Source organism: Enterobacter cloacae complex sp. 309I3, assembly GCF_050031595.1.
Taxonomy (GTDB): Bacteria; Pseudomonadota; Gammaproteobacteria; order Enterobacterales; family Enterobacteriaceae; genus Enterobacter; species Enterobacter cloacae.
Genome location: NZ_JBLGWI010000001.1, coordinates 3,158,982 through 3,178,613 on the forward strand (window position 1 = coordinate 3,158,982; position 19,632 = coordinate 3,178,613).

General features: G+C 40.7%; 19 protein-coding genes and 2 pseudogenes. 1 reads left to right on the top strand and 20 read right to left on the bottom strand.

All coding sequences use genetic code 11. The features are described 5' to 3' along the window. Positions 1-27: 27 nt before the first annotated feature. On the bottom strand, positions 28-1,008 hold the full coding sequence (gene wzzB, locus ACQG22_RS15050; protein ID WP_102752687.1) for an LPS O-antigen chain length determinant protein WzzB: 981 nt from the start codon (positions 1,006-1,008) through the stop codon (positions 28-30). A 192-nt stretch (positions 1,009-1,200) separates the two neighbouring features. Between wzzB and ACQG22_RS15055 the strand changes: the two genes are divergently transcribed. Further along, entirely contained in the window at positions 1,201-2,205 is a 1,005-nt protein-coding gene (locus ACQG22_RS15055) for an NAD-dependent epimerase (protein ID WP_013097849.1), read from the top strand. A 51-nt stretch (positions 2,206-2,256) separates the two neighbouring features. Here the strand turns inward: ACQG22_RS15055 and ugd are convergent, their stop codons facing one another. The 19 genes and pseudogenes from ugd to wcaM all read right to left on the bottom strand — a co-directional run bounded on the left by ugd (position 2,257) and on the right by wcaM (position 19,624). Continuing rightward, positions 2,257-3,423: a UDP-glucose 6-dehydrogenase gene (ugd, locus tag ACQG22_RS15060; protein ID WP_023620898.1), complete on the bottom strand. Its 1,167-nt coding sequence runs from the start codon at positions 3,421-3,423 to the stop codon at positions 2,257-2,259. A 223-nt stretch (positions 3,424-3,646) separates the two neighbouring features. Beyond that, complete coding sequence (gene gndA / locus ACQG22_RS15065; RefSeq protein ID WP_102752688.1) at positions 3,647-5,053, bottom strand: NADP-dependent phosphogluconate dehydrogenase; 1,407 nt, start codon at positions 5,051-5,053, stop codon at positions 3,647-3,649. Positions 5,054-5,173: 120 nt separating this feature from the next. After that, complete coding sequence (rfbA, locus tag ACQG22_RS15070) at positions 5,174-6,043, bottom strand: glucose-1-phosphate thymidylyltransferase RfbA (RefSeq protein ID WP_161646165.1); 870 nt, start codon at positions 6,041-6,043, stop codon at positions 5,174-5,176. A 30-nt stretch (positions 6,044-6,073) separates the two neighbouring features. Beyond that, positions 6,074-6,616: an acyltransferase gene (locus ACQG22_RS15075; protein ID WP_102752949.1), complete on the bottom strand. Its 543-nt coding sequence runs from the start codon at positions 6,614-6,616 to the stop codon at positions 6,074-6,076. Continuing rightward, on the bottom strand, positions 6,549-7,022 hold the full coding sequence (locus ACQG22_RS15080) for a hypothetical protein (RefSeq protein WP_426711604.1): 474 nt from the start codon (positions 7,020-7,022) through the stop codon (positions 6,549-6,551). The genes ACQG22_RS15075 and ACQG22_RS15080 overlap by 68 nt, the downstream gene beginning before the upstream one ends. Positions 7,023-7,874: 852 nt before the next feature. Then, positions 7,875-8,111: a hypothetical protein gene (locus ACQG22_RS15085; RefSeq protein WP_426711566.1), complete on the bottom strand. Its 237-nt coding sequence runs from the start codon at positions 8,109-8,111 to the stop codon at positions 7,875-7,877. A 764-nt stretch (positions 8,112-8,875) separates the two neighbouring features. Beyond that, positions 8,876-9,966, bottom strand: a pseudogene (gene glf, locus ACQG22_RS15090) (UDP-galactopyranose mutase). A gap of 5 nt (positions 9,967-9,971) precedes the next feature. Beyond that, positions 9,972-10,781, bottom strand: coding sequence for an oligosaccharide flippase family protein (locus tag ACQG22_RS15095; RefSeq protein ID WP_426711567.1), 810 nt, complete (start codon positions 10,779-10,781; stop codon positions 9,972-9,974). Further along, positions 10,723-11,234, bottom strand: a pseudogene (locus ACQG22_RS15100) (oligosaccharide flippase family protein). Before ACQG22_RS15100 ends, ACQG22_RS15095 begins: the two are co-directional and overlap by 59 nt. A gap of 388 nt (positions 11,235-11,622) precedes the next feature. Next, positions 11,623-12,195 (bottom strand): glycosyltransferase, encoded by a 573-nt coding sequence (locus ACQG22_RS15105; protein ID WP_426711605.1) that lies wholly within the window; start codon positions 12,193-12,195, stop codon positions 11,623-11,625. 3 nt (positions 12,196-12,198) lie between these two features. Continuing rightward, positions 12,199-12,663, bottom strand: coding sequence for a hypothetical protein (locus ACQG22_RS15110; RefSeq protein ID WP_426711568.1), 465 nt, complete (start codon positions 12,661-12,663; stop codon positions 12,199-12,201). 1,009 nt (positions 12,664-13,672) lie between these two features. Then, complete coding sequence (locus ACQG22_RS15115; RefSeq protein WP_426711569.1) at positions 13,673-13,930, bottom strand: hypothetical protein; 258 nt, start codon at positions 13,928-13,930, stop codon at positions 13,673-13,675. Beyond that, positions 13,920-14,153 (bottom strand): glycosyltransferase, encoded by a 234-nt coding sequence (locus ACQG22_RS15120; protein ID WP_426711570.1) that lies wholly within the window; start codon positions 14,151-14,153, stop codon positions 13,920-13,922. The genes ACQG22_RS15115 and ACQG22_RS15120 overlap by 11 nt, the downstream gene beginning before the upstream one ends. Then, positions 14,107-14,280, bottom strand: a complete 174-nt coding sequence (locus ACQG22_RS15125; RefSeq protein WP_426711571.1) for a glycosyltransferase — start codon at positions 14,278-14,280, stop codon at positions 14,107-14,109. The genes ACQG22_RS15120 and ACQG22_RS15125 overlap by 47 nt, the downstream gene beginning before the upstream one ends. Beyond that, the gene (locus ACQG22_RS15130; RefSeq protein WP_072656536.1) at positions 14,277-15,110 is read right to left on the bottom strand and encodes an NAD-dependent epimerase/dehydratase family protein; all 834 of its coding nucleotides are present in this window, start codon (positions 15,108-15,110) and stop codon (positions 14,277-14,279) included. The genes ACQG22_RS15125 and ACQG22_RS15130 overlap by 4 nt, the downstream gene beginning before the upstream one ends. Before the next feature lies 1 nt (position 15,111). After that, positions 15,112-15,660, bottom strand: a complete 549-nt coding sequence (gene rfbC, locus ACQG22_RS15135; protein WP_205918418.1) for a dTDP-4-dehydrorhamnose 3,5-epimerase — start codon at positions 15,658-15,660, stop codon at positions 15,112-15,114. 72 nt (positions 15,661-15,732) lie between these two features. Continuing rightward, complete coding sequence (gene rfbB, locus ACQG22_RS15140) at positions 15,733-16,806, bottom strand: dTDP-glucose 4,6-dehydratase (protein WP_102752699.1); 1,074 nt, start codon at positions 16,804-16,806, stop codon at positions 15,733-15,735. A 354-nt stretch (positions 16,807-17,160) separates the two neighbouring features. Beyond that, positions 17,161-18,057 carry a GalU regulator GalF gene (gene galF, locus ACQG22_RS15145; protein ID WP_013097865.1) on the bottom strand — a complete coding sequence of 299 codons (897 nt, stop codon included), beginning with the start codon at positions 18,055-18,057 and terminating at the stop codon, positions 17,161-17,163. Between the two features lie 175 nt (positions 18,058-18,232). Then, entirely contained in the window at positions 18,233-19,624 is a 1,392-nt protein-coding gene (gene wcaM / locus ACQG22_RS15150) for a colanic acid biosynthesis protein WcaM (protein WP_369706977.1), read from the bottom strand. Between the last annotated feature and the right edge of the window lie 8 nt (positions 19,625-19,632).

Genomic DNA, 19,632 nt, shown 5'->3' on the forward strand with positions numbered 1-19,632 from the left:
ATTTCCCCGGTTTTTTTTATCTGCAAGTCAGGCTTTTGGTTTGTAGTTACGCAACGCGTTGCGGCCGAGAACTACACCAGAACCGATAATCCCACCGAGCAAGACTGCCAGAATTAACGCGATGGCCTTTTTCGGGCTGTCACGTCGGATAGGAAGATCCGGCTTCATGACGTAACGATAAACATGAATGGTGTCCGGCTTCACGTTCAGCTTTTCAATATCCAGTAAGTTTTGTTTGGTCTGATAATACGCACCAGAGAAGACCAGCGGACGAGACGCTTCGTTATCAATCATCGATTTCAGCGCTTCGCTTCCCAGCAGGAACATGGTTTCCTGAGTCACGTCCTGAGTTTGCTGGATCTGCGGGGTGGTAATTTTCGCCGCTTCCGCATTCTTAAGCGCCTCAGTGATCTGTTGGATACGCAGATCTTTTTGCTCCTGAGCAACTTTCTCCTGGTTTTCAAGAGAGTCATTTAGCGTGGTAATCTGCTGCTTAATGTTATCTTTAAGATCGAGCGCAAGTTCCTTCGCCGTTTGCTCGTCTACTTGCTGAATGTATTGCGCCAGCTGCTTCTGCGCAGCTTCAGCAGATTCACCTTGATACGTGACGCTCAACGGCAACGCTTGCCCTTTAACGGTAGAATCGATGGTTAGTTTTTCTGGCATTTCCTGATTTTCAAGCGCCTGAGCTAAAGCAGAAAATGAGGAATTGAAACGACCAATGGCACGGTTTTGGATATCCTGCATTGAAGGAGCAGCATTACCATAAAGGATATTCAGTGCATTCGCGTATGTGGCAATCTGCGCCGCATCCGGCTGGGAAATGATGGCGGACGAGGTCCATTTTTCTTTTGCAACGGTGATGTAAATACCCGCAATGATGATAAAAACAGCAACAAAAGCGCCAATTACCCACTTTCCACGCCACAGCTGTAGCACTAAATCAAGTAAATCAATTTGCTCCGGACCATTACTGCTATTAACCGGAGTATTGTTGTTCTGCGTCATACAATCCCTAACAGATGAAAAAGGGCAAAAAAAGTGATGTCTACATAGTGTATCTGTTGCCAGCGATTTTTCTATCAGAATCCGATGAGTTATATCGGAAAGATGGGTTATATAACTCGCGGCCAACGCGCTATCATATAGCAATTCTGATGTCTCAGGCATCGACAAGAACGAAGAGTTAACGAGGAAGATATGAAATTTTTGGTTACGGGCGCGGCAGGTTTTATCGGATCGCATGTCAGCAAACGCTTGCTGGATGCCGGACACCAGGTCGTCGGTATTGATAATCTGAACGACTACTACGACGTCAATCTCAAGCTGGCACGTCTGGATTTACTGAAATCCGGGAATTTCACCTTCCACAAGATGGAGTTAGCCGATCGTGAAGCCATGGCAGCGCTGTTTGCCTCTGAGAAGTTTGATCGCGTGATACATCTGGCCGCACAAGCAGGTGTGCGTTACTCGCTGGAAAATCCGCACGCGTATGCGGATGCTAACCTGGTCGGTCACCTTAACGTGCTGGAAGGCTGTCGCCATAACAACGTTCAGCATCTGCTGTATGCGTCATCAAGTTCAGTTTATGGCCTCAACCGTAAGATGCCCTTCTCTACTGACGACTCGGTAGACCACCCGGTGTCACTGTACGCGGCGACCAAAAAAGCCAATGAGCTGATGTCGCATACTTATTCCCATCTGTATAACCTGCCGACCACTGGTCTGCGTTTCTTTACCGTGTATGGCCCGTGGGGACGTCCGGACATGGCGCTGTTTAAGTTTACAAAGGCGATGATCGAAGGCAAAAGCATCGATGTCTACAACTACGGCAAGATGAAGCGCGACTTTACCTATATTGATGACATCGCCGAAGCTATTCTGCGCCTACAGGATGTCATCCCTCAGGCTGATGAAAACTGGACTGTCGAAACCGGTTCGCCGGCGACCAGTTCCGCGCCTTATCGCGTTTATAACATTGGTAACAGCTCTCCGGTTGAGCTTATGGATTACATTACGGCGCTGGAAGAAGCACTCGGCAAAGAAGCAGAGAAAAACATGATGCCGATTCAACCAGGTGACGTGCTGGAAACCAGCGCGGATACGAAAGCGTTGTATGACGTTATTGGCTTTAAACCGCAGACCTCAGTCAAAGACGGGGTGAAAAACTTCGTGGACTGGTATCGCGCTTTCTACAACGTCTAAAACAAAAAACCCGGCACACTGGCCGGGTTTTTTACGTGCTTAACGCAAATATCAGTCGCTACCAAACAGATCTCGGGTATACACTTTATCCGCCACGTCTGCCAGTTCTGCTGCCATGCGGTTAGAGATGATCACGTCCGCTTCCTGCTTGAATGCATCCAGATCGCGAATCACGCGTGAATGGAAGAACTCATCTTCCTGCATTGCAGGTTCATAAATAATGACCTGAACACCCTTCGCTTTAATACGCTTCATGATCCCCTGAATGGACGAGGCGCGGAAGTTATCGGAACCGCTCTTCATGATCAGACGATACACACCCACCACTTTCGGCTGACGCGCCAGGATGGAATCAGAAATGAAATCCTTACGCGTGCGGTTGGCATCCACAATCGCTGAAATCAGGTTGTTTGGCACAGCCTGATAGTTGGCCAGCAGCTGCTTGGTATCTTTTGGCAGGCAGTAACCACCGTAGCCAAATGACGGGTTGTTATAGTGGTTACCAATGCGCGGATCGAGACAAACACCTTCGATAATCTGGCGGGTATTTAACCCCAGGCTCTCTGCGTAGCTGTCCAGTTCGTTGAAGTAAGCGACACGCATTGCCAGGTAGGTATTGGCGAAAAGCTTAATCGCCTCCGCTTCAGTGGAGTCGGTAAACAGTACCGGAATATCTTTCTTGATGGCGCCTTCCTGCAGTAGGGCAGCAAAGCGCTCAGCACGTTCAGAACGCTCACCAATCACGATACGGGAAGGATGCAGGTTATCGTATAACGCCCTGCCCTCGCGCAGGAACTCTGGCGAGAAGAAGACGTTATCGATGCCCAACTCTTCTTTGATGGATTTAGTGAAACCTACCGGAATGGTTGACTTAATCACCATTACCGCGTTCGGGTTGATTGCGATAACGTCTTTAATGACCGCTTCTACAGTGGATGTGTTGAAGTAATTCGTTTTCGGATCGTAGTCGGTAGGAGTGGCAATGATGACGTAATCCGCATCGCGGTAGGCATCTTCTTTATCCGTAGTGGCGCGGAAATTCAGTTCTTTATGAGTAAGATAATCCTGGATTTCTTTGTCAACAATTGGCGATTTCTTCTGGTTGAGCATATCCACTTTGGACTGCACGATATCCAGCGCAACCACTTCATGGTTCTGGGCAATCAGAATACCGTTCGAGAGTCCAACATAGCCTGTTCCGGAGATTGTTATTTTCATTCGCTAATGACTTCTGTGAGTTAACTGTAGTGATGGCCGCCAGACCATCGCGATAAACATGACTGTTGGGCTTTGTACCTCCAGGCCAACGGAACTGTCAAGGCAAACCAGGAGTAATCCCTGTACTCAGGATGACATTCAGACTACTTCGAATATCAGGAGCCAGATTTCGCGTAAAAAAAAACCGGAGACAAGCTCCGGGTTGTGATTACAAAGCGTTACTTCATTCCATCCATTCGGTATGGAACACACCTTCTTTATCTGTACGTTTATACGTATGCGCACCGAAGTAGTCACGCTGCGCCTGGATCAGGTTGGCAGGCAGTACGGCAGCGCGATAGCTGTCGTAGTACGCCACTGCAGCGGAGAAGGTCGGCACAGGAATACCATTCTGTACAGCGTATGCAACCACATCACGCAACGCCTGCTGGTATTCGTCAGCAATCTTCTTAAAGTAAGGTGCCAGAAGCAAGTTCGCGATACCTGCATTTTCAGCATAGGCATCGGTGATTTTCTGCAGGAACTGGGCGCGGATGATGCAACCTGCACGGAAGATCTTCGCGATTTCACCGTAGTTCAGATCCCAGTTGTTTTCGTCAGAAGCCGCGCGCAACTGAGAGAAACCTTGCGCGTAAGAGACGATTTTGCCCAAGTACAGAGCACGACGCACCTTCTCAACGAATTCCGCTTTGTCACCAGCTGGTTTAGCCTGCGGACCAGACAGCACTTTGGAAGCAGCAACGCGCTGATCTTTCAAAGAAGAGATGTAGCGAGCGAATACGGATTCGGTGATCAGAGACAGCGGTTCGCCCAGGTCCAGAGAGCTCTGGCTGGTCCATTTGCCGGTACCTTTGTTCGCCGCTTCGTCAAGAATCACATCGACCAGGTATTTACCCTCTTCATCTTTCTTCGTGAAGATATCTTTGGTGATGTCGATCAGATAGCTGTTCAGCTCGCCTTTGTTCCACTCGGTGAAGGTCTCTGCGAGTTCTTCGTTGGAGAGGTTCAGGCCACCCTTCAGCAGAGAGTAGGCTTCAGCAATCAGCTGCATATCGCCGTATTCGATGCCGTTGTGAACCATCTTAACATAGTGGCCTGCACCGTCCGGACCGATATAGGTCACACACGGCTCACCATCTTCCGCAACCGCAGCGATTTTGGTCAGGATTGGCGCAACCAGTTCATACGCTTCTTTCTGGCCGCCAGGCATGATAGATGGGCCTTTCAGCGCGCCCTCTTCACCACCGGATACACCGGTACCGATGAAGTTGAAACCTTCAGCAGAGAGTTCACGGTTACGACGAATAGTGTCCAGGAAGAAGGTGTTGCCGCCATCAATAATGATGTCGCCTTTTTCCAGATAAGGTTTCAGGGAATCGATGGCTGCATCGGTACCTGCGCCCGCTTTCACCATTAACAGGATACGACGAGGCGTTTCCAGAGATTCAACAAACTCTTTAACCGTATAGAAAGGAACCAGTTTCTTACCCGGATTCTCAGCGATGACTTCTTCGGTCTTATCACGGGAGCGGTTGAAAACGGAGACGGTATAACCACGGCTTTCGATGTTGAGCGCCAGGTTGCGCCCCATCACTGCCATACCGACTACGCCGATCTGTTGCTTGGACATTACTTACTCCTGTCAGGTGTGGTTGCTTATTAATCTGTTACATACAATCTTTAAATTGTAGCTCAAGAATAAAGCAAAGAAAATCCGTGCTTAAACATAAGGCATGCAAGGATAAAATAGTTAACTTTTGGAAACAAGATCCAATAAATACTGACCATATTGGGTTTTACCCATTGAATGTGCAGATTTGAGTACTTCTTCAGCGGTTAACCAATTTTTTCTATAAGCAATTTCTTCCAAACAAGCAATTTTAAATCCTTGTCTTTTTTCAATGGTGTTAACAAATTGCGATGCCTCAATCAGACTATCATGTGTACCGGTATCTAACCAGGCAAATCCACGTCCAAGAATTTCTACTGATAGTTTATTTTCATTAAGATAGATTTCGTTTAATGATGTGATTTCTAACTCGCCCCTCGCTGAAGGTCTTACTGTTTTAGCATAATCGACAACATTTTCATCATAGAAGTACAAGCCAGTTATTGCCCAATCGGATTTGGGTTTTTTAGGTTTTTCTTCAATACTAATAGCTTTAAAATCAGCATCGAACTCAACCACACCGAACCGCTGAGGATCCAGTACTTGATACGCAAATACGGTAGCACCATCATTATTTTCAGCGACATTTTCGAGTTTACGACCAAAACTTTGCCCAAAGAAAATATTATCCCCGAGAACTAATGCGCATTTTTCATTTAAAATATGCTGTTCAGACAATATAAAAGATTGAGCTAAACCATCTGGTGATTTTTGTATTACGTAAGTAAAGCTAACACCAAATTGAGATCCATCGCCTAGCAGGCGGTGAAATAAATCACAATCTTCAGGAGTAGTAATAATAATAATTTCACGTATACCTGCCAGCATCAAAACTGATATCGGATAATAAACCATGGGTTTATCATAAATTGGTAATAATTGTTTTGATACCGCTTTGGTAAGAGGATATAACCTAGTGCCGGAACCTCCGGCTAGTACAATTCCTTTCATCTAATTCTACCTTTTATAATATATGTTAAATTATAATACGCGGATGATTTTAGCAGGAACGCCCGCAAGAACTACATTATCGGGATGATTACCTCTAACAACAGCATTAGCGGCAACGATGGTATTATCTCCAAGTTTAGTACCAGCCAGAATCACCACATTTTTACCTAAGAAGACATTGTTACCAATGTGTACATCCTTAGTCACACAAGGTTGATTAATAAAAGGCACACTACTTAATTGAAATGAATGGTCGGTATCAGAAATAAACACATTGGATGAACATAAAAAATCGTTGCCGATTAGAATTTTTGACTGGCATATTAAATGAAAGTTATCACCAATTGCCGTGTTATCACCGAACTCACAACTTGCGGCATTAGATAGCTCAACTCTGGCGTGCGGATAAATTCTAAATCTCTTTCCAAATATTATATTCTTAATGTTATAGAAAAAGGTTGGCTTACCTAAATATAATACATTCCTCATATTCCAAAAAAAGAGCTTATATATTGCAGCTCTGACGACCCACGTTAACTTTCCCACTTTTAACCTCGCCATTGATGATGTCATCCATAATTTCAGCTGTAAAACTCAGATCCTCATCTCTGAAATGTCCAGCATAGAGAAAATCAGTAAATAGTATAGATAATTCTTTTAAAGAAATTTCATGCTCACTTTCAGATAAAACGTAATCGCCTTCTTTAAGCTTATAAACATCATCTGGATTGTTAACGCTCCAGACTCCACAAAATGTATCATAATACGCTGCTCCAGTGACGAAAACTCTTTTACCAAGAGCGAGCGACTCAATTCCAACAGTTGAGTTATTAACGGCAACAAGTGAAGCACTGTTGATAATACTATGTAAAGGCGTAGTGTTATCAAGAATTATGCGTTCTTGTTCATAAATATAATTATAAAACTCTTTTTCATAACGCCCCTTATATAAGGGGTGTCTCGTACAACAATTTGATATATATCTGGTACGTTTTCATTAAGAAATTTTATAATATTATAATGATTAACAAAGACAGGGCTATGAATGATCATATTGACATCATGCGATCCGTGCTGCAAACAAAACTAATGGCTTATCTTCAGGTTTCTTCGCCATGTATTTTTTTGTACCGATTGGTTTGGTTTGGGAAATCTCTCTGTGATTTCACTACGGGAGAAGAAATAAATAAGAAATATATTAATTATTTTGTCAATACCACGAAAAAACCGTAAACGTTTAAATTTCTTGTTTTTATTTTTATTTATTGTCAAAGTTAGCACATCTTTATGATCAACATATTTATCAACCGGGGAAATATGCAATTTGGCGCACAATTGAATTAGCATTAACACCTACAGTATCAACAAATGTTGTATCAAATGCTCCTTGCTCGAAGTAATAAATTTTAATAATCGCGTTTCGGCGACTTCAATAAATGCAACACATTGCATTCGTGAGTCACCACTTACGATTAGAACATCGGCCTCTTCCTAATCAAATAAGAATAAGCAAAATCAATATAGGCGCAAGACACCATTCTATAGTAATTTTCACTATAGGATCACTTGTAACATGATATTTGGCTACTTTTGCATATTTTATATTTTATAAAAATTAGCTCTTGCTGATTGAAGGTATTTTTTTTATTAACAATATATTTGCACCATACGCTTGGTGTTAACCAAGTAAAAACAGACAATTTCGCAAGGCCATACAGAAAGCCGCTACTAAAGATTGTAACATAATAAAAAGTTGCTTTCCTTTTACATGCTTCTTTCTTTAGTGCATTAAAAAAACGAGCAAAATCATCTAATCCTATGCCTACTATATTCATTTTTGCTCCAACAATGCTCTTAGCCAGCTTGAAATGCTATATCTATTAATCGTAGATGGAGAGTAAGCAAACGATTCTTTTTTGTGATGTATTAAACGAAATGAATAATATTTTTTTTCATTAATATCATTCAAAATAAAATGTTTATTAGGATCAAAAAAGTCGTAATGCCTAATATTATCATTCGTTGTGATGATTTTCTTATTATATGCTAAAGCTTCCATAGTACGCATCGTTAATCCTCATTGCTTAGGATGGGAAACATCCAACACAAACTCAGCTGATTGCATCTCCTTTAGAATAATTCATAGGGTAAAGGTTTTAAAATCACCTTATCTAAAAGATCATTCCTAAGACTTTTTTTTGAACAAAAAAAGAAAACCAGAATATGAGCCGACTTGGGAAATAAAGATTAAATTTAAAATTAATATTATTGCTAACGGCTATATTATGGATTTTCGAAATAATATCAAGTCGCGTGCTATGTACCGAACCGATAAAAATGATTTTCTTCTTCTCTATCTTATCAATCTCTTGTGGCTTCACTGAAAAAGACGGCAAAAAAGTAAAACCAAACTTTTTCGCGTCATTGTAATCAAATGTATAAATACGATTACAGAACCCGAAAAGGCTCGATACAGATCTTTTGTTTTTAAGTGAATCCCATAAATAAAGAACAACTTGAGCTTCTGGATATTCCTCTGAAGCAACATCAGGGTGTCTTTTCCTAATGCTTCGGGATTTATGATAAGAATAGTATTTATATATTTTACATGAGAAATACTCTCAAGAATATTTCTATAATATCTTTTAGTAATTACAGAAAAGAACTTCCCTCCTAGTAATCGCAATGTGATTTTGAAAAAAGTTGCATTTTGAGGGGCGTTCATCAAATGAATGAACAATATAGCCTTGCTTTACAAGCTCATTCTTTATTATTTCCCGATAATTATAAAAATTTGGGCATAATAATAATACATTATCCATATTATTTATCTTATAGCTTAGAAATTGTTTGCAATGCGGACAGAATTACTTGATGCATATCATAATATTTAATATTCTGCCAATCTACCACCGAAAATAACATTTTTTTCTTTACTTGCTAATTTCCTGTATTCTTTATAAAGTTGATTGTTTTTTTCGTCATTTACAGGATAATAAGCTTCCATACCTTTACGCCACTCCATCGGGTATTCCTTAGTGATAACTGTATGTCCAGTTTCTACAGGGTCAAAGTGTTTATGCTCAATGATTCGAGTAAATGGTACTTCTCTTTCAGTATAGTTAACCACAGCATTCCCTTGGAAATTTTCTTCAGCAACTTTCAATTCGTGCATCAAACTTTAATGATTTATATTCTAACTCACCCAATGAATAATCGAAATATTCATCAATAGAGCCCGTATAAATGATAGTAGCCCCCATTGAATTATACTCATCACGCTTGGATAAATAATCAACATTCAACTTGACAGTAATACCTTCAAGCATTTTTTCGATCAACCAGTATAGCCTCCAATAGGGATTCCTTGGTATTTATCAGAAAAATAATTATTATCAAATGTAAAACGTACTGGTAAACGCTTAATTATAAAAGGAGGCAACTCTGTCGCTTGACGACCCCATTGTTTTTCAGTATAACCTTTGATAAGCGTTTGCATACATCCTTACCAACCAAACTAATTGCTTGCTCTTCTAAATTTTCCGGTGTTTTATTATTTAATTCGGCTTTTTGAGATTCTATTTTAGCCTTAGCTTCAAATGGAGTTACTGTTCCCCAAAGTTGATAAAAAGTATTCATATTAAATGGCAAGTTATAGAGTTTATCTTTATATTTAGCCATTGGAGAATTAGTGAAGCGATTAAATTCAACGAATTTATTTACATAATCCCATACTTCTTTATTATTAGTATGGAATATATGTGCACCATACTTATGAATATGAATGCCTTTGTTATTTTCAGTATAAATATTTCCACCAATGTGTTCTCGTTTTTCCAACACAAGGACTTTATAATTCATTTTATGCAATCGGCGCAAACACTACCGAAAAGTCCAGATCCCACAATAATATAATCGTACATATAGCTCACCACTTAAATAAAGGAATATTTAAACGAAAAATTGCACCGATCATGCATAATGTAATAACTGCCTCGGTGATTAATATAGCTACTGCTGCACCTTCTGCCTGAAAATTAAATGCCAGAAGAGTAACTAGCATAATATTAAATACCCCACCAATTATAATAACCTTGCTAAAAACACGTTTATGGCCAATAGTAAGTAACGTTTGTATACCAAGAACATTGCTTATCGATACTATGAAAGGTACCCAAGAAAGAATTTGAAAAACTATTATGACCTCTTCGCTTCCCTTGCCATAAATCATGGGGATAAAAATCCCTGCGCTTATACTACAAATAATACTGACCATAAAGCCTAATGTTGACTGAATAGCCAGTAATTTACGTAAAAAACGGAAAACAATATCCTTGGGCTGATCGCGCATCATTCGGGTAATTTTAGGATATAGAGCCTGAGAAACTGGATTTAAAAGGCCTTGAAGTGCTTGTCTTAATTTATCAGCAGCGGAAAATACTCCAAGTACATATGGCCCACATATTGCCCCCAGTAGAACCGGTGTAGAAACGGTATATAAACTCATGGCAGCAGAAGATAGGAAAAAGTGCCAAGACATTTTGATCTCAATCCAAACATGAATTATTTTAGGTATGCAGAATGAAACCCGTTTCGAACTAAATATTTTTATCAGAGCTAGAATTCCAGCAATCAGATTTGCTGAACCCATAATCAAAGCTGCAATAGCTATATCAGAACTATCTTTTACGAAGATAAATATGATGTATGTCTGACAATTTAGCGGATATATTCGCAATAGCTATATTGCTCATTTTCTCTTCGCCCTGGAAGAACCAAATAGGGAATAGAACATCACCAAATACAGCAATAAATGACAACCAAATAATGTATTTTACTTCTGCGAAATAACTAAATTGATTTGTTATAATAATTAACATGCTAAAGCTAACAATAGAGAAAAGTAGTTTCGCAGTAAGCACTGAAAAAAATATTCTGCTACGCTCTTTTTTATCGTCTCGAGCTTCAGCTATTCTTTGTGTTGCGGAATAATTAAACCCGAATTGTGTAAATATCAGAAGTATTGCATAAATGCAACGCTAAAAGTTAGCAAACCATATCCATGAACAGTTAGCACCCTAACTAAATAGGGTAAGGTAATTAATGGAAGAATATAGTTCATACCCTGTACAAGACTGAGTGAAATTATATTATTTACAGTCTTATTTTTAAATACTTGCAGAGGTCTCATGATTTGAGAGCCTTATTTATTATAAAAGAAAACACTCGTGAAGGCAGTAACAGGAAAGAATATGCGCTGACTTTTTCTTTTATTGTTAGCAATTCATTAGTAATTATATCGCTTAATTTATATCGTGCGTAATATTCTTTTTTTAGCCGTGTAGCATACTTATGAATGCAATTATAGCGATTAAGCCTGATGATATTATCTATCAAACACTTTTTGACAAAGTAATAATTATATACATTTGGAAATATTTTTTTAGTGGCAGCGTCTGCAGTACAACCTGCTCATAGACATTATATACGTCAAATATTTTGGTATTAAACAAGGCTTGTTTAGTTATCGAAACGGTCTTTGTCGATAATATACTAGAGGTTCTTTGATTACAGAAACTTTAGATGCCTTTAACGAGCAAAGGGACAGACACAGCTGTATCCTCATACCATAAGCCAGATGGATATACCGCATTCGACTTGATGAAAAATGTCCGCCGATAAATTTTATCCCATGCAGCTACTTTGACATCTTTGAAAATTTTTGTCTTTTCCCGAGGAGCAACACTGATATATTCTTTGCTCGAACTGAACTTTTTTAGTTCATCAGAATCATCATATGCCAAAGAAAAGCCACAGCAAACGATATCGTCGTTATTTTTTATAGCTTTTTCGTAAAGTATTTTATAAGCATCATTTACGACCCAATCATCCGAGTCCAAAAATGCAATATAATCACCGGTTGCATATCTCACACCAGTATTTCTTGCTTCGCTAAGACCCATGTTATTTTGGGTTATGTGGATGATATTTGTATAGCTAGATGCAAACTCCTTAATTATTTGTTCTGACCCATCAGTTGAACCATCATTAACAATAATAATTTCGATTGATGACAGAGATTGATTTACCAGGCTATCAAGACATTTTCTTAAATATCTTTCCACATTATAAACAGGTACAATAATAGAGATACTTTAGGCATTTTGTTTTACTCTAACAACAAGTTTCAATAAAAACAGCACGAACAACAATCTGATTATGGTTGGAAGCAGACCCAGCATACTTTCAGTAAATACTGTCAACAAAACTGTTGGAGCAATAATATAATACAATACCGGATAAAGAACACCTTCATACTTGCGATAGTATAGGAAATTCAACAAAGCACCGTATGCAAAAAAATACACTATAGAGCCGATTTCACCGTAATATTTATACATAACGCCAAAAGCAGTAAAAGTATTTGTCTTGATAGTATCATTAAGCCAAATGCTATCTGCCACAATGTTGATTGCATTATCCGATGCTATACCTAATAGTTGCTCTGCATAAATAGCCGTATTAGGTAGGTAAAGTGCATCTGGATTTTTCAGTAATTCACTAAAGGCAGGAAAATCCGCCAAAAACATACATGACCAAATATTCAAGACCAAACCCATTAGTGCTTCGTATAGTTCTGCCAGCATAAAAAAAAATAAAGAACAGGATAGAGTATTTCATTATTGGTTTGATTAGATACTTATGCCTATCAAGGTAAATAAATGTTAAACTAAGTATATCCATAACACCTTGCCAACGACTCCCCATCATTCCTGCATACATGAGGCGAGCCACTAGGCAAATTACAACCCATTTTTTTATACCCTGCGTCTTCAAGGGGCTAGAATTAATAGTAAAAAATAATTCACCAAGTAATTATTTTTTATTATTCTCATTATCATTTGATTTCCCAACAAACCAGGATATGTTGCTTCATCAGGAAACATCTGCACAGAGCGAAGATAACCAACGTATTTTACAATTCCGCCAGAAAATCTTTGAGCTTCGAACAGTAAAATCAGTACTGCAAGGATTTGAATACAGAGGGAAAAAACAAGAGAAACTTAAATCCTCTTTCATTTAAATATCCTTGTTGCGATACGCAGTTTTTTTTTCTAAAAAAGAGTGTGCCTAAGGAAAATGAAAAAAGCATAGTAACAATATATATATATGACTCGCTACTAATTTCAATGTAATTTTATAAACCCAGCATTTATAGCACAGACACAAAACCAAACTGAAAGAAATATAAACCCAGGATGTCTAACATCCTTATAAAGAAATAGAACAAAACACCATCAGAAGCGATATGATAGCAATCGACATTGCTATGATCATTTTAAATATTCCCGGTGATGAGAAAAGTCGTTTGCAATGCATGAGATGCAGCTTTGATATACAGTACCAGACCTTTAATATCCAGTGTTAAGATAAATAAGCAGAAATACTTAATGAACCATTTAAGTAAACTTATACCTGATCCATATTTTTTAAGAATATAAGTATAATTTCTAAAATAACAATATTGTCTTAACTCTCCCTCTCTGGCAGATTGACTTAATTTGCCAAAAAACAGAATTTTATATTTCACTCTATTTTCTGGATGAAAATGGAATGCATCTTTAACTGTTAAATTTCATCCTGCCTGTAGGGCTCGTTGTTGATATTCATTTTCATCTCCCCAGAAAATATATCTGATTTCGGCAAACTGATCTTGCTGAACATTTTTTTACTAAAAATGACACCATTAAAAGGATTGGCTTTACCTTCAATCAATTGTGTGTTTTTGTATTTTTCTTCGATATCGGAACGTGAGGTATTGCCATCGATTCCAAAACTGAGTTTACTATGATCTAATTCATTTAAAACGAGTGGACTAAAAATCATAACTATTAGTATACTTTAACATTTGATGGAGGCAGTTTTCATCTGGATAGCCATCATCATCCATCACCCAGCAATAATCATATTGCTGATCAAATGCAATTGACAACCCTTTATTAAAGCCACCAGCACCGCCAAGGTTAGACTGTAATCTGACATATTCAACTTCAATATTATTATTATTCCCGAACATGCCCTTTTCGTGTAAGATAATTTTCTGTTCCATCTGTTGATGCGTTATCAATAATAATTATCTTGTTTAAAACCGCATCACGTTGAGAAATAATTGAATTTAGACTGCGAACTAACAACTGTTTTCTATTAAAGGTTACCACTACCGCACAAATTCTCACACAATCCCCTTATTAATACTTTCTTTAAATTGGAAAATCATTTCCTTCATATCTTCGATCACATCATCAATTTTCAATTCAGGGATAGATTGTCTGAAAGTTTTATTATCTGTTATAGGAAAGCTCTCTTGGGCTGTAGTTTTAGTGTGCCAGTTTATCATACATCCTGTTTCTTTTTCTAAAATACTCGCAATTTCATTTGCAGAAACATTTTTGCCTGATGCTATATTAATTATTTTATTATCAGAATGATGAAGTTCACTGAAGAATATCGCAGCCTCAGCAACATTACCAACCGAAACGTAATCTTTAGCGTAAAGTTTATCAACATACATATTAACCTCCCTCTTTATAAGAGCATCTTTGATGATTGATGGGAGAAAAAGTGGGCTCTTGAGTGCAGTTCCATAAATATTACTTGGCCTGAGTATAACAATATCTTTATTACTTCGCAAAAGCATTTCTTCAGCGGCCAGTTTTGTTAAATTGAAAAGTCTTCGATTATCATTAAAACCAACAATCAAATCACTCTTCTCAGTTGAACAATCATTATTCATATATAAACGTGTAGATGATAAATACACCATCCTATTGAAGTTTGTAGATTTTAGAATTTTAACCAACAAATTGGTGTTTGCTTCAAATACATCATAAGGGCTATTATTGCAATCACCATTACCAGCACAATAAATAATTTTATCCAGCTGAGAGTTTTCTTTGAGACAATCATTTCTACCTATGACATCATAGGTTAGCCCCCTTTTATCGAGTTCCTGACAAATAGCCCGCCCCACAAAACCATTCCCGCCAATAATAGTGTACTTTGCCATATTACTTATTCTCCAGCATATTTTTATAATCCTGGAAGCTACCTAATATTTTATCCTTTGCAGATAGGATAGGTTTTTTGATAGGCCAGTCTATAGCAATTGTTTCATCATTCCAGGAGATCCCGGATTCACTTTCTGGATCATAGTATGTAGTGCATTTATAGTAGAACTCGGCATAATCACTGAGTACAGCAAATCCATGTGCAAAGCCAGGTGGGATATACATCTGGAGTTTATTATCTTCACTCAATATCACACTATAGTGTTGTCCAAACGTGGAAGAATTAGGACGTATATCTACTGCGACGTCAAAAACCTCACCTCGCAACGCTGTAACCAATTTACCCTGAGGATTTTTTTTCTGAAAATGAAGTCCTCGCAAAACTCCTTGTTGGGATGCTGAACGATTATCTTGCACAAATTCGACATCAATTCCGGCATTTTGATAGGCTCTTCTGTGGTACATTTCGTAAAAATAACCACGTGCATCACCAAAAACGGTGGGTTCGATCAAAACCAAGCCATCCAAAGGAGTTTCTACAATTTTCATAATAACACTCAAGATATTAATAAATTTCAATTTTGCTTTTCAGCTACGCTAATTTACTGTGACGATATAGAGTTATAAAAGACCTATACGTTCTCGCTTATAGCTACCGTCCTGAACACGAGAACACCATTCAGTATTTAGCAAATACCACTCTATAGTTTTACGGATTCCACTATTAAAAGTTTCCTGGGGCTTCCAGTTTAGATCGCGTGCAATTTTCTTGGCATCTATGGCATAACGCCTGTCATGACCTGGTCTATCTGCTACAAAGATAATCTGCTCACGATAGGAAGAAGCCTTTGGCACAATCTCGTCTAGTATGTCGCAAATCGTATATACTACATCGAGATTTTGTTTCTCGTTATTTCCGCCAATATTATAAGTCTCACCCGGCTTACCCTGGGTTACGACGGTGTAGAGCGCACGCGCATGATCTTCAACATACAACCAGTCGCGGATCTGGTCACCTTTGCCATAAATTGGCAGTGGTTTGCCATCGAGCGCATTCAGGATGACCAGCGGGATCAGTTTCTCAGGGAAATGATACGGGCCGTAGTTATTGGAGCAATTAGTGACGATGGTCGGGAACCCATAGGTACGCAGCCAGGCACGAACCAGATGGTCGCTGGAGGCTTTTGAAGCAGAATACGGGCTGCTTGGCGCATAAGCTGTGGTTTCGGTAAAGAGCGGCAGATCGGTAGAAGCCGGATGCTCGTCCGGGTGCGGCAGATCGCCATAAACTTCATCGGTGGAGATATGATGGAAACGAAACGCCTTCTTCGCTACATCATCTAAAGTGGACCAGTAAGCACGAGCTGCTTCGAGCAATACATAGGTACCGACGATATTGGTTTCAATAAACGCGGCCGGGCCGGTGATGGAACGATCGACATGACTCTCAGCCGCCAGGTGCATAACGGCATCCGGCTTATGCTCAGCAAAGATACGATCCATAGCATTCTTGTCGCAAATGTCCGCATGCTCAAAGACATATCTGGCGCTATCACTCACTTCGGTAAGCGACTCAAGGTTACCGGCATACGTCAGTTTATCCACATTGACGACTTCATCCTGGGTATTTTTAATAATATGTCGTACCACTGCTGAGCCGATAAAGCCGGCCCCGCCCGTCACAAGAATTTTCACGTGATCTGTTCCGTCTATTGAATTTGTCGAGATATTGGCGTTCTGATACCGGGTAATTAATATCGGCTTCAGAAATTTTGCACGCTACCGCCCCTGGCTTAACAGCTACCAGTGCACTGAGCGAAGTTTGAATAAATGATTTTTCTGGTCTGGATTCAGACAAAAACTGCCGTTAATTGTCGTCCTAAATGACCTCAGAAACAAGCACAAATCGTTACAAATCTGACCAGATTTAAATCAGATAAATCCATGTTATCATTAGAATTAATAACAAAAAACGGCAGCTACCATTTTGGTTATGTTTCAACATACCCAAATGATGACTGCCGCTTGTGCAAATCAAGTAAGATAAAATCAGTCGTTAGCTAGCAACTTCTCAATCCGGCTTCTGAACTTCGCCCCTTCCTTCAGGTTACGCAGTCCATAATTCACAAACGCCTGCATGTAGCCCAGCTTCTTACCGCAGTCGTAGCTCTCACCGGTCATCAGCATCGCGTCAACAGACTGCTTTTTCGCCAGCTCGGCAATGGCATCGGTCAACTGGATACGGTCCCAGGCGCCTGGTTCGGTTTTTTCCAGCTCGGCCCAGATATCCGCGTTCAGGACATAACGACCAACCGCCATCAGGTCAGAATCCAGCGTCTGCGGTTGATCCGGTTTTTCGATGAACTCAACGATGCGGCTCACCTGCCCTTCTGTTTCCAGCGCTTCTTTAGTCTGGATAACAGAGTACTCGGACAGATCGCCTTTCATACGTTTCGCCAGCACCTGGCTGCGGCCTGTTTCGTTGAAACGCGCCACCATCGCCGCCAGGTTATAACGCAGCGGATCCGCAGAAGCGGTATCAATGATGATATCAGGCAGGACCACGATAAACGGGTTGTCGCCCACGACAGGACGAGCACACAGGATGGAGTGGCCCAGGCCCAGCGGCTGCGCCTGACGCACGTTCATGATGGTCACGCCAGGAGGACAAATGGACTGCACTTCCGCCAGTAGTTGACGTTTAACACGCTGCTCCAGCAACGCTTCGAGTTCGTAAGAGGTGTCGAAGTGGTTTTCAACCGCATTCTTGGACGAGTGCGTAACCAGAACGATTTCTTTGATCCCTGCAGCAACAATCTCGTCGACGATGTATTGAATCATCGGCTTGTCGACGATCGGTAGCATCTCTTTAGGAATGGCTTTTGTGGCTGGCAGCATATGCATGCCCAGTCCGGCTACCGGAATGACTGCTTTCAAATTAATCATTATTTCTTCCACCTTAAAATGGTTGACGAATTATAGCTCTTAAACCTGTTTTCGCCAGTATGATTTGCCGTAATCCTGTAATGATATTACGCCTTAGCACCACAAATTACAGTAGTTGTAATCTGAATAGAATGCGATTCCGTGCCAGGAATAGTCGCAAAAAGCCCACTGACGATTATCTGTGCGGCAGCGCAAAATTCAGCCGTTCCGTATTCACCACATGCTGATCTACCCGGTCAATATCCACCGAGCTCTGCCCTTTCTCATTCACTGCTTTGATGTTTGCCAGTGACAGCAACGTCTCGTCTTTCGCCATAAACTTACCCCGCACATCCTTACGCAGGTCGAAGTTCAGCTTCAGCGCGGGTCCGATTGCTGTTTCCTGCATCACATTGATATTGCGTAAGAAAAGGTGCTGAGGTTTGTTATGCAGTTCAAGCGTCGCGCGCTGCATCTCGACGTTGGTGATGGCCACAAACGAGGTCGCATTACCGGATGAAATTTGTATGCCGCGCAGCTTATAGGCAAGCTGGCTATTATCCAGACGAATATCGTTAAGCTTGAAGTTCTGCGGAATCGACAGGTAGTCACCTTTAATCACGCCGTAACCGATTAACATTCCGGCACTATTGACCATATCGACATTATCAATAACGAAATTATCACAGCCATAAATTGCTACCGTGGCATTGTCTATTCCCGCCTTTTTACTGAAATCAGGCGTAATATTTTTGGCTTTAATATTGCGGATAATAAAGTGTTTACCGTTCTCAACGTGCACCAGCTGGCGGCAGTTGCTGCCGGTGATATTGGCAACCACAAAGTTCTTCACGGTCTGTTTTTCCGGGTAGTCGTTGTCGTAGGTACTGCCCGCAAGGCCAATACCAATCCCCCAGTTAATCTTCCCGTTGGTGCAGTTGATGTTGTCGATCACATGGTCGGAGATCAGAATATTGCGGTCATTGATGGCCACATTCCACTCGATCGCATCGCCCTGCAGGTGGCTGAATTTGCTGTTGGTGATGCGGGCGCCATCCACCTGGTTGTGAAACCCCTGGCGCAGGATGGCGTAATTGGCCTGGCTCACGCGGATGTTATCAATGACCAGATTACGCATCACGCTGGGCTTTTTGCCGCCAATGTAGATTTGCGTTACCGGGCCAAATCCGCTCATCGCCAGCCCTTTGATGACACAGTCAGAGCCACGAACGTCAAGGGTAATATTTTCGGTACGGCCTTCGCCCTCACCGATGACTTTGCTGCCCTCCTGCAGGACAAAGCGCCCCCGGCCATTGCCGGTTAACGCCCCGCGAATCAGCAGCGTTTTGCCGTCAGGAATGAAAATGCCCGTGTTGATGTTTTTGCAGGTGAGCCCTGCAGGCACTACGACGGTGTCGCCTTCGTTAAACGCCTGCTTAAAGGCGGCGATCCAGTCGTTGTTATTGTACTGATTTACAGAGACCGTCTTGCCGGTTGCCGCCCGCGCAACGCGGGGCGACAGTAGCGGCATTGCCGCCAGGACGGACAGAGAAGAGACAAAGCTGCGTCGGGTAATCTTTTTCAGCATACAACCTC

Excerpts from the sequence above, each read along its gene's own strand:
- galF (WP_013097865.1), bottom strand. The coding sequence starts at position 18,057 with ATGATTAATTTGAAAGCAGTCATTCCGGTAGCCGGACTGGGCATGCAT.
- ACQG22_RS15120 (WP_426711570.1), bottom strand. The coding sequence starts at position 14,153 with ATGGAACAGAAAATTATCTTACACGAAAAGGGCATGTTCGGGAATAAT.
- ACQG22_RS15115 (WP_426711569.1), bottom strand. The coding sequence starts at position 13,930 with ATGATTTTTAGTCCACTCGTTTTAAATGAATTAGATCATAGTAAACTC.
- ACQG22_RS15075 (WP_102752949.1), bottom strand. The coding sequence starts at position 6,616 with ATGACATCATCAATGGCGAGGTTAAAAGTGGGAAAGTTAACGTGGGTC.
- ugd (WP_023620898.1), bottom strand. The coding sequence starts at position 3,423 with ATGAAAATAACAATCTCCGGAACAGGCTATGTTGGACTCTCGAACGGT.
- rfbC (WP_205918418.1), bottom strand. The coding sequence starts at position 15,660 with ATGAAAATTGTAGAAACTCCTTTGGATGGCTTGGTTTTGATCGAACCC.
- rfbA (WP_161646165.1), bottom strand. The coding sequence starts at position 6,043 with ATGAAAGGAATTGTACTAGCCGGAGGTTCCGGCACTAGGTTATATCCT.
- ACQG22_RS15110 (WP_426711568.1), bottom strand. The coding sequence starts at position 12,663 with ATGGGTTTGGTCTTGAATATTTGGTCATGTATGTTTTTGGCGGATTTT.
- gndA (WP_102752688.1), bottom strand. The coding sequence starts at position 5,053 with ATGTCCAAGCAACAGATCGGCGTAGTCGGTATGGCAGTGATGGGGCGC.
- wcaM (WP_369706977.1), bottom strand. The coding sequence starts at position 19,624 with ATGCTGAAAAAGATTACCCGACGCAGCTTTGTCTCTTCTCTGTCCGTC.
- wzzB (WP_102752687.1), bottom strand. The coding sequence starts at position 1,008 with ATGACGCAGAACAACAATACTCCGGTTAATAGCAGTAATGGTCCGGAG.
- ACQG22_RS15085 (WP_426711566.1), bottom strand. The coding sequence starts at position 8,111 with ATGCGTACTATGGAAGCTTTAGCATATAATAAGAAAATCATCACAACG.
- ACQG22_RS15055 (WP_013097849.1), top strand. The coding sequence starts at position 1,201 with ATGAAATTTTTGGTTACGGGCGCGGCAGGTTTTATCGGATCGCATGTC.
- ACQG22_RS15130 (WP_072656536.1), bottom strand. The coding sequence starts at position 15,110 with ATGGCAAAGTACACTATTATTGGCGGGAATGGTTTTGTGGGGCGGGCT.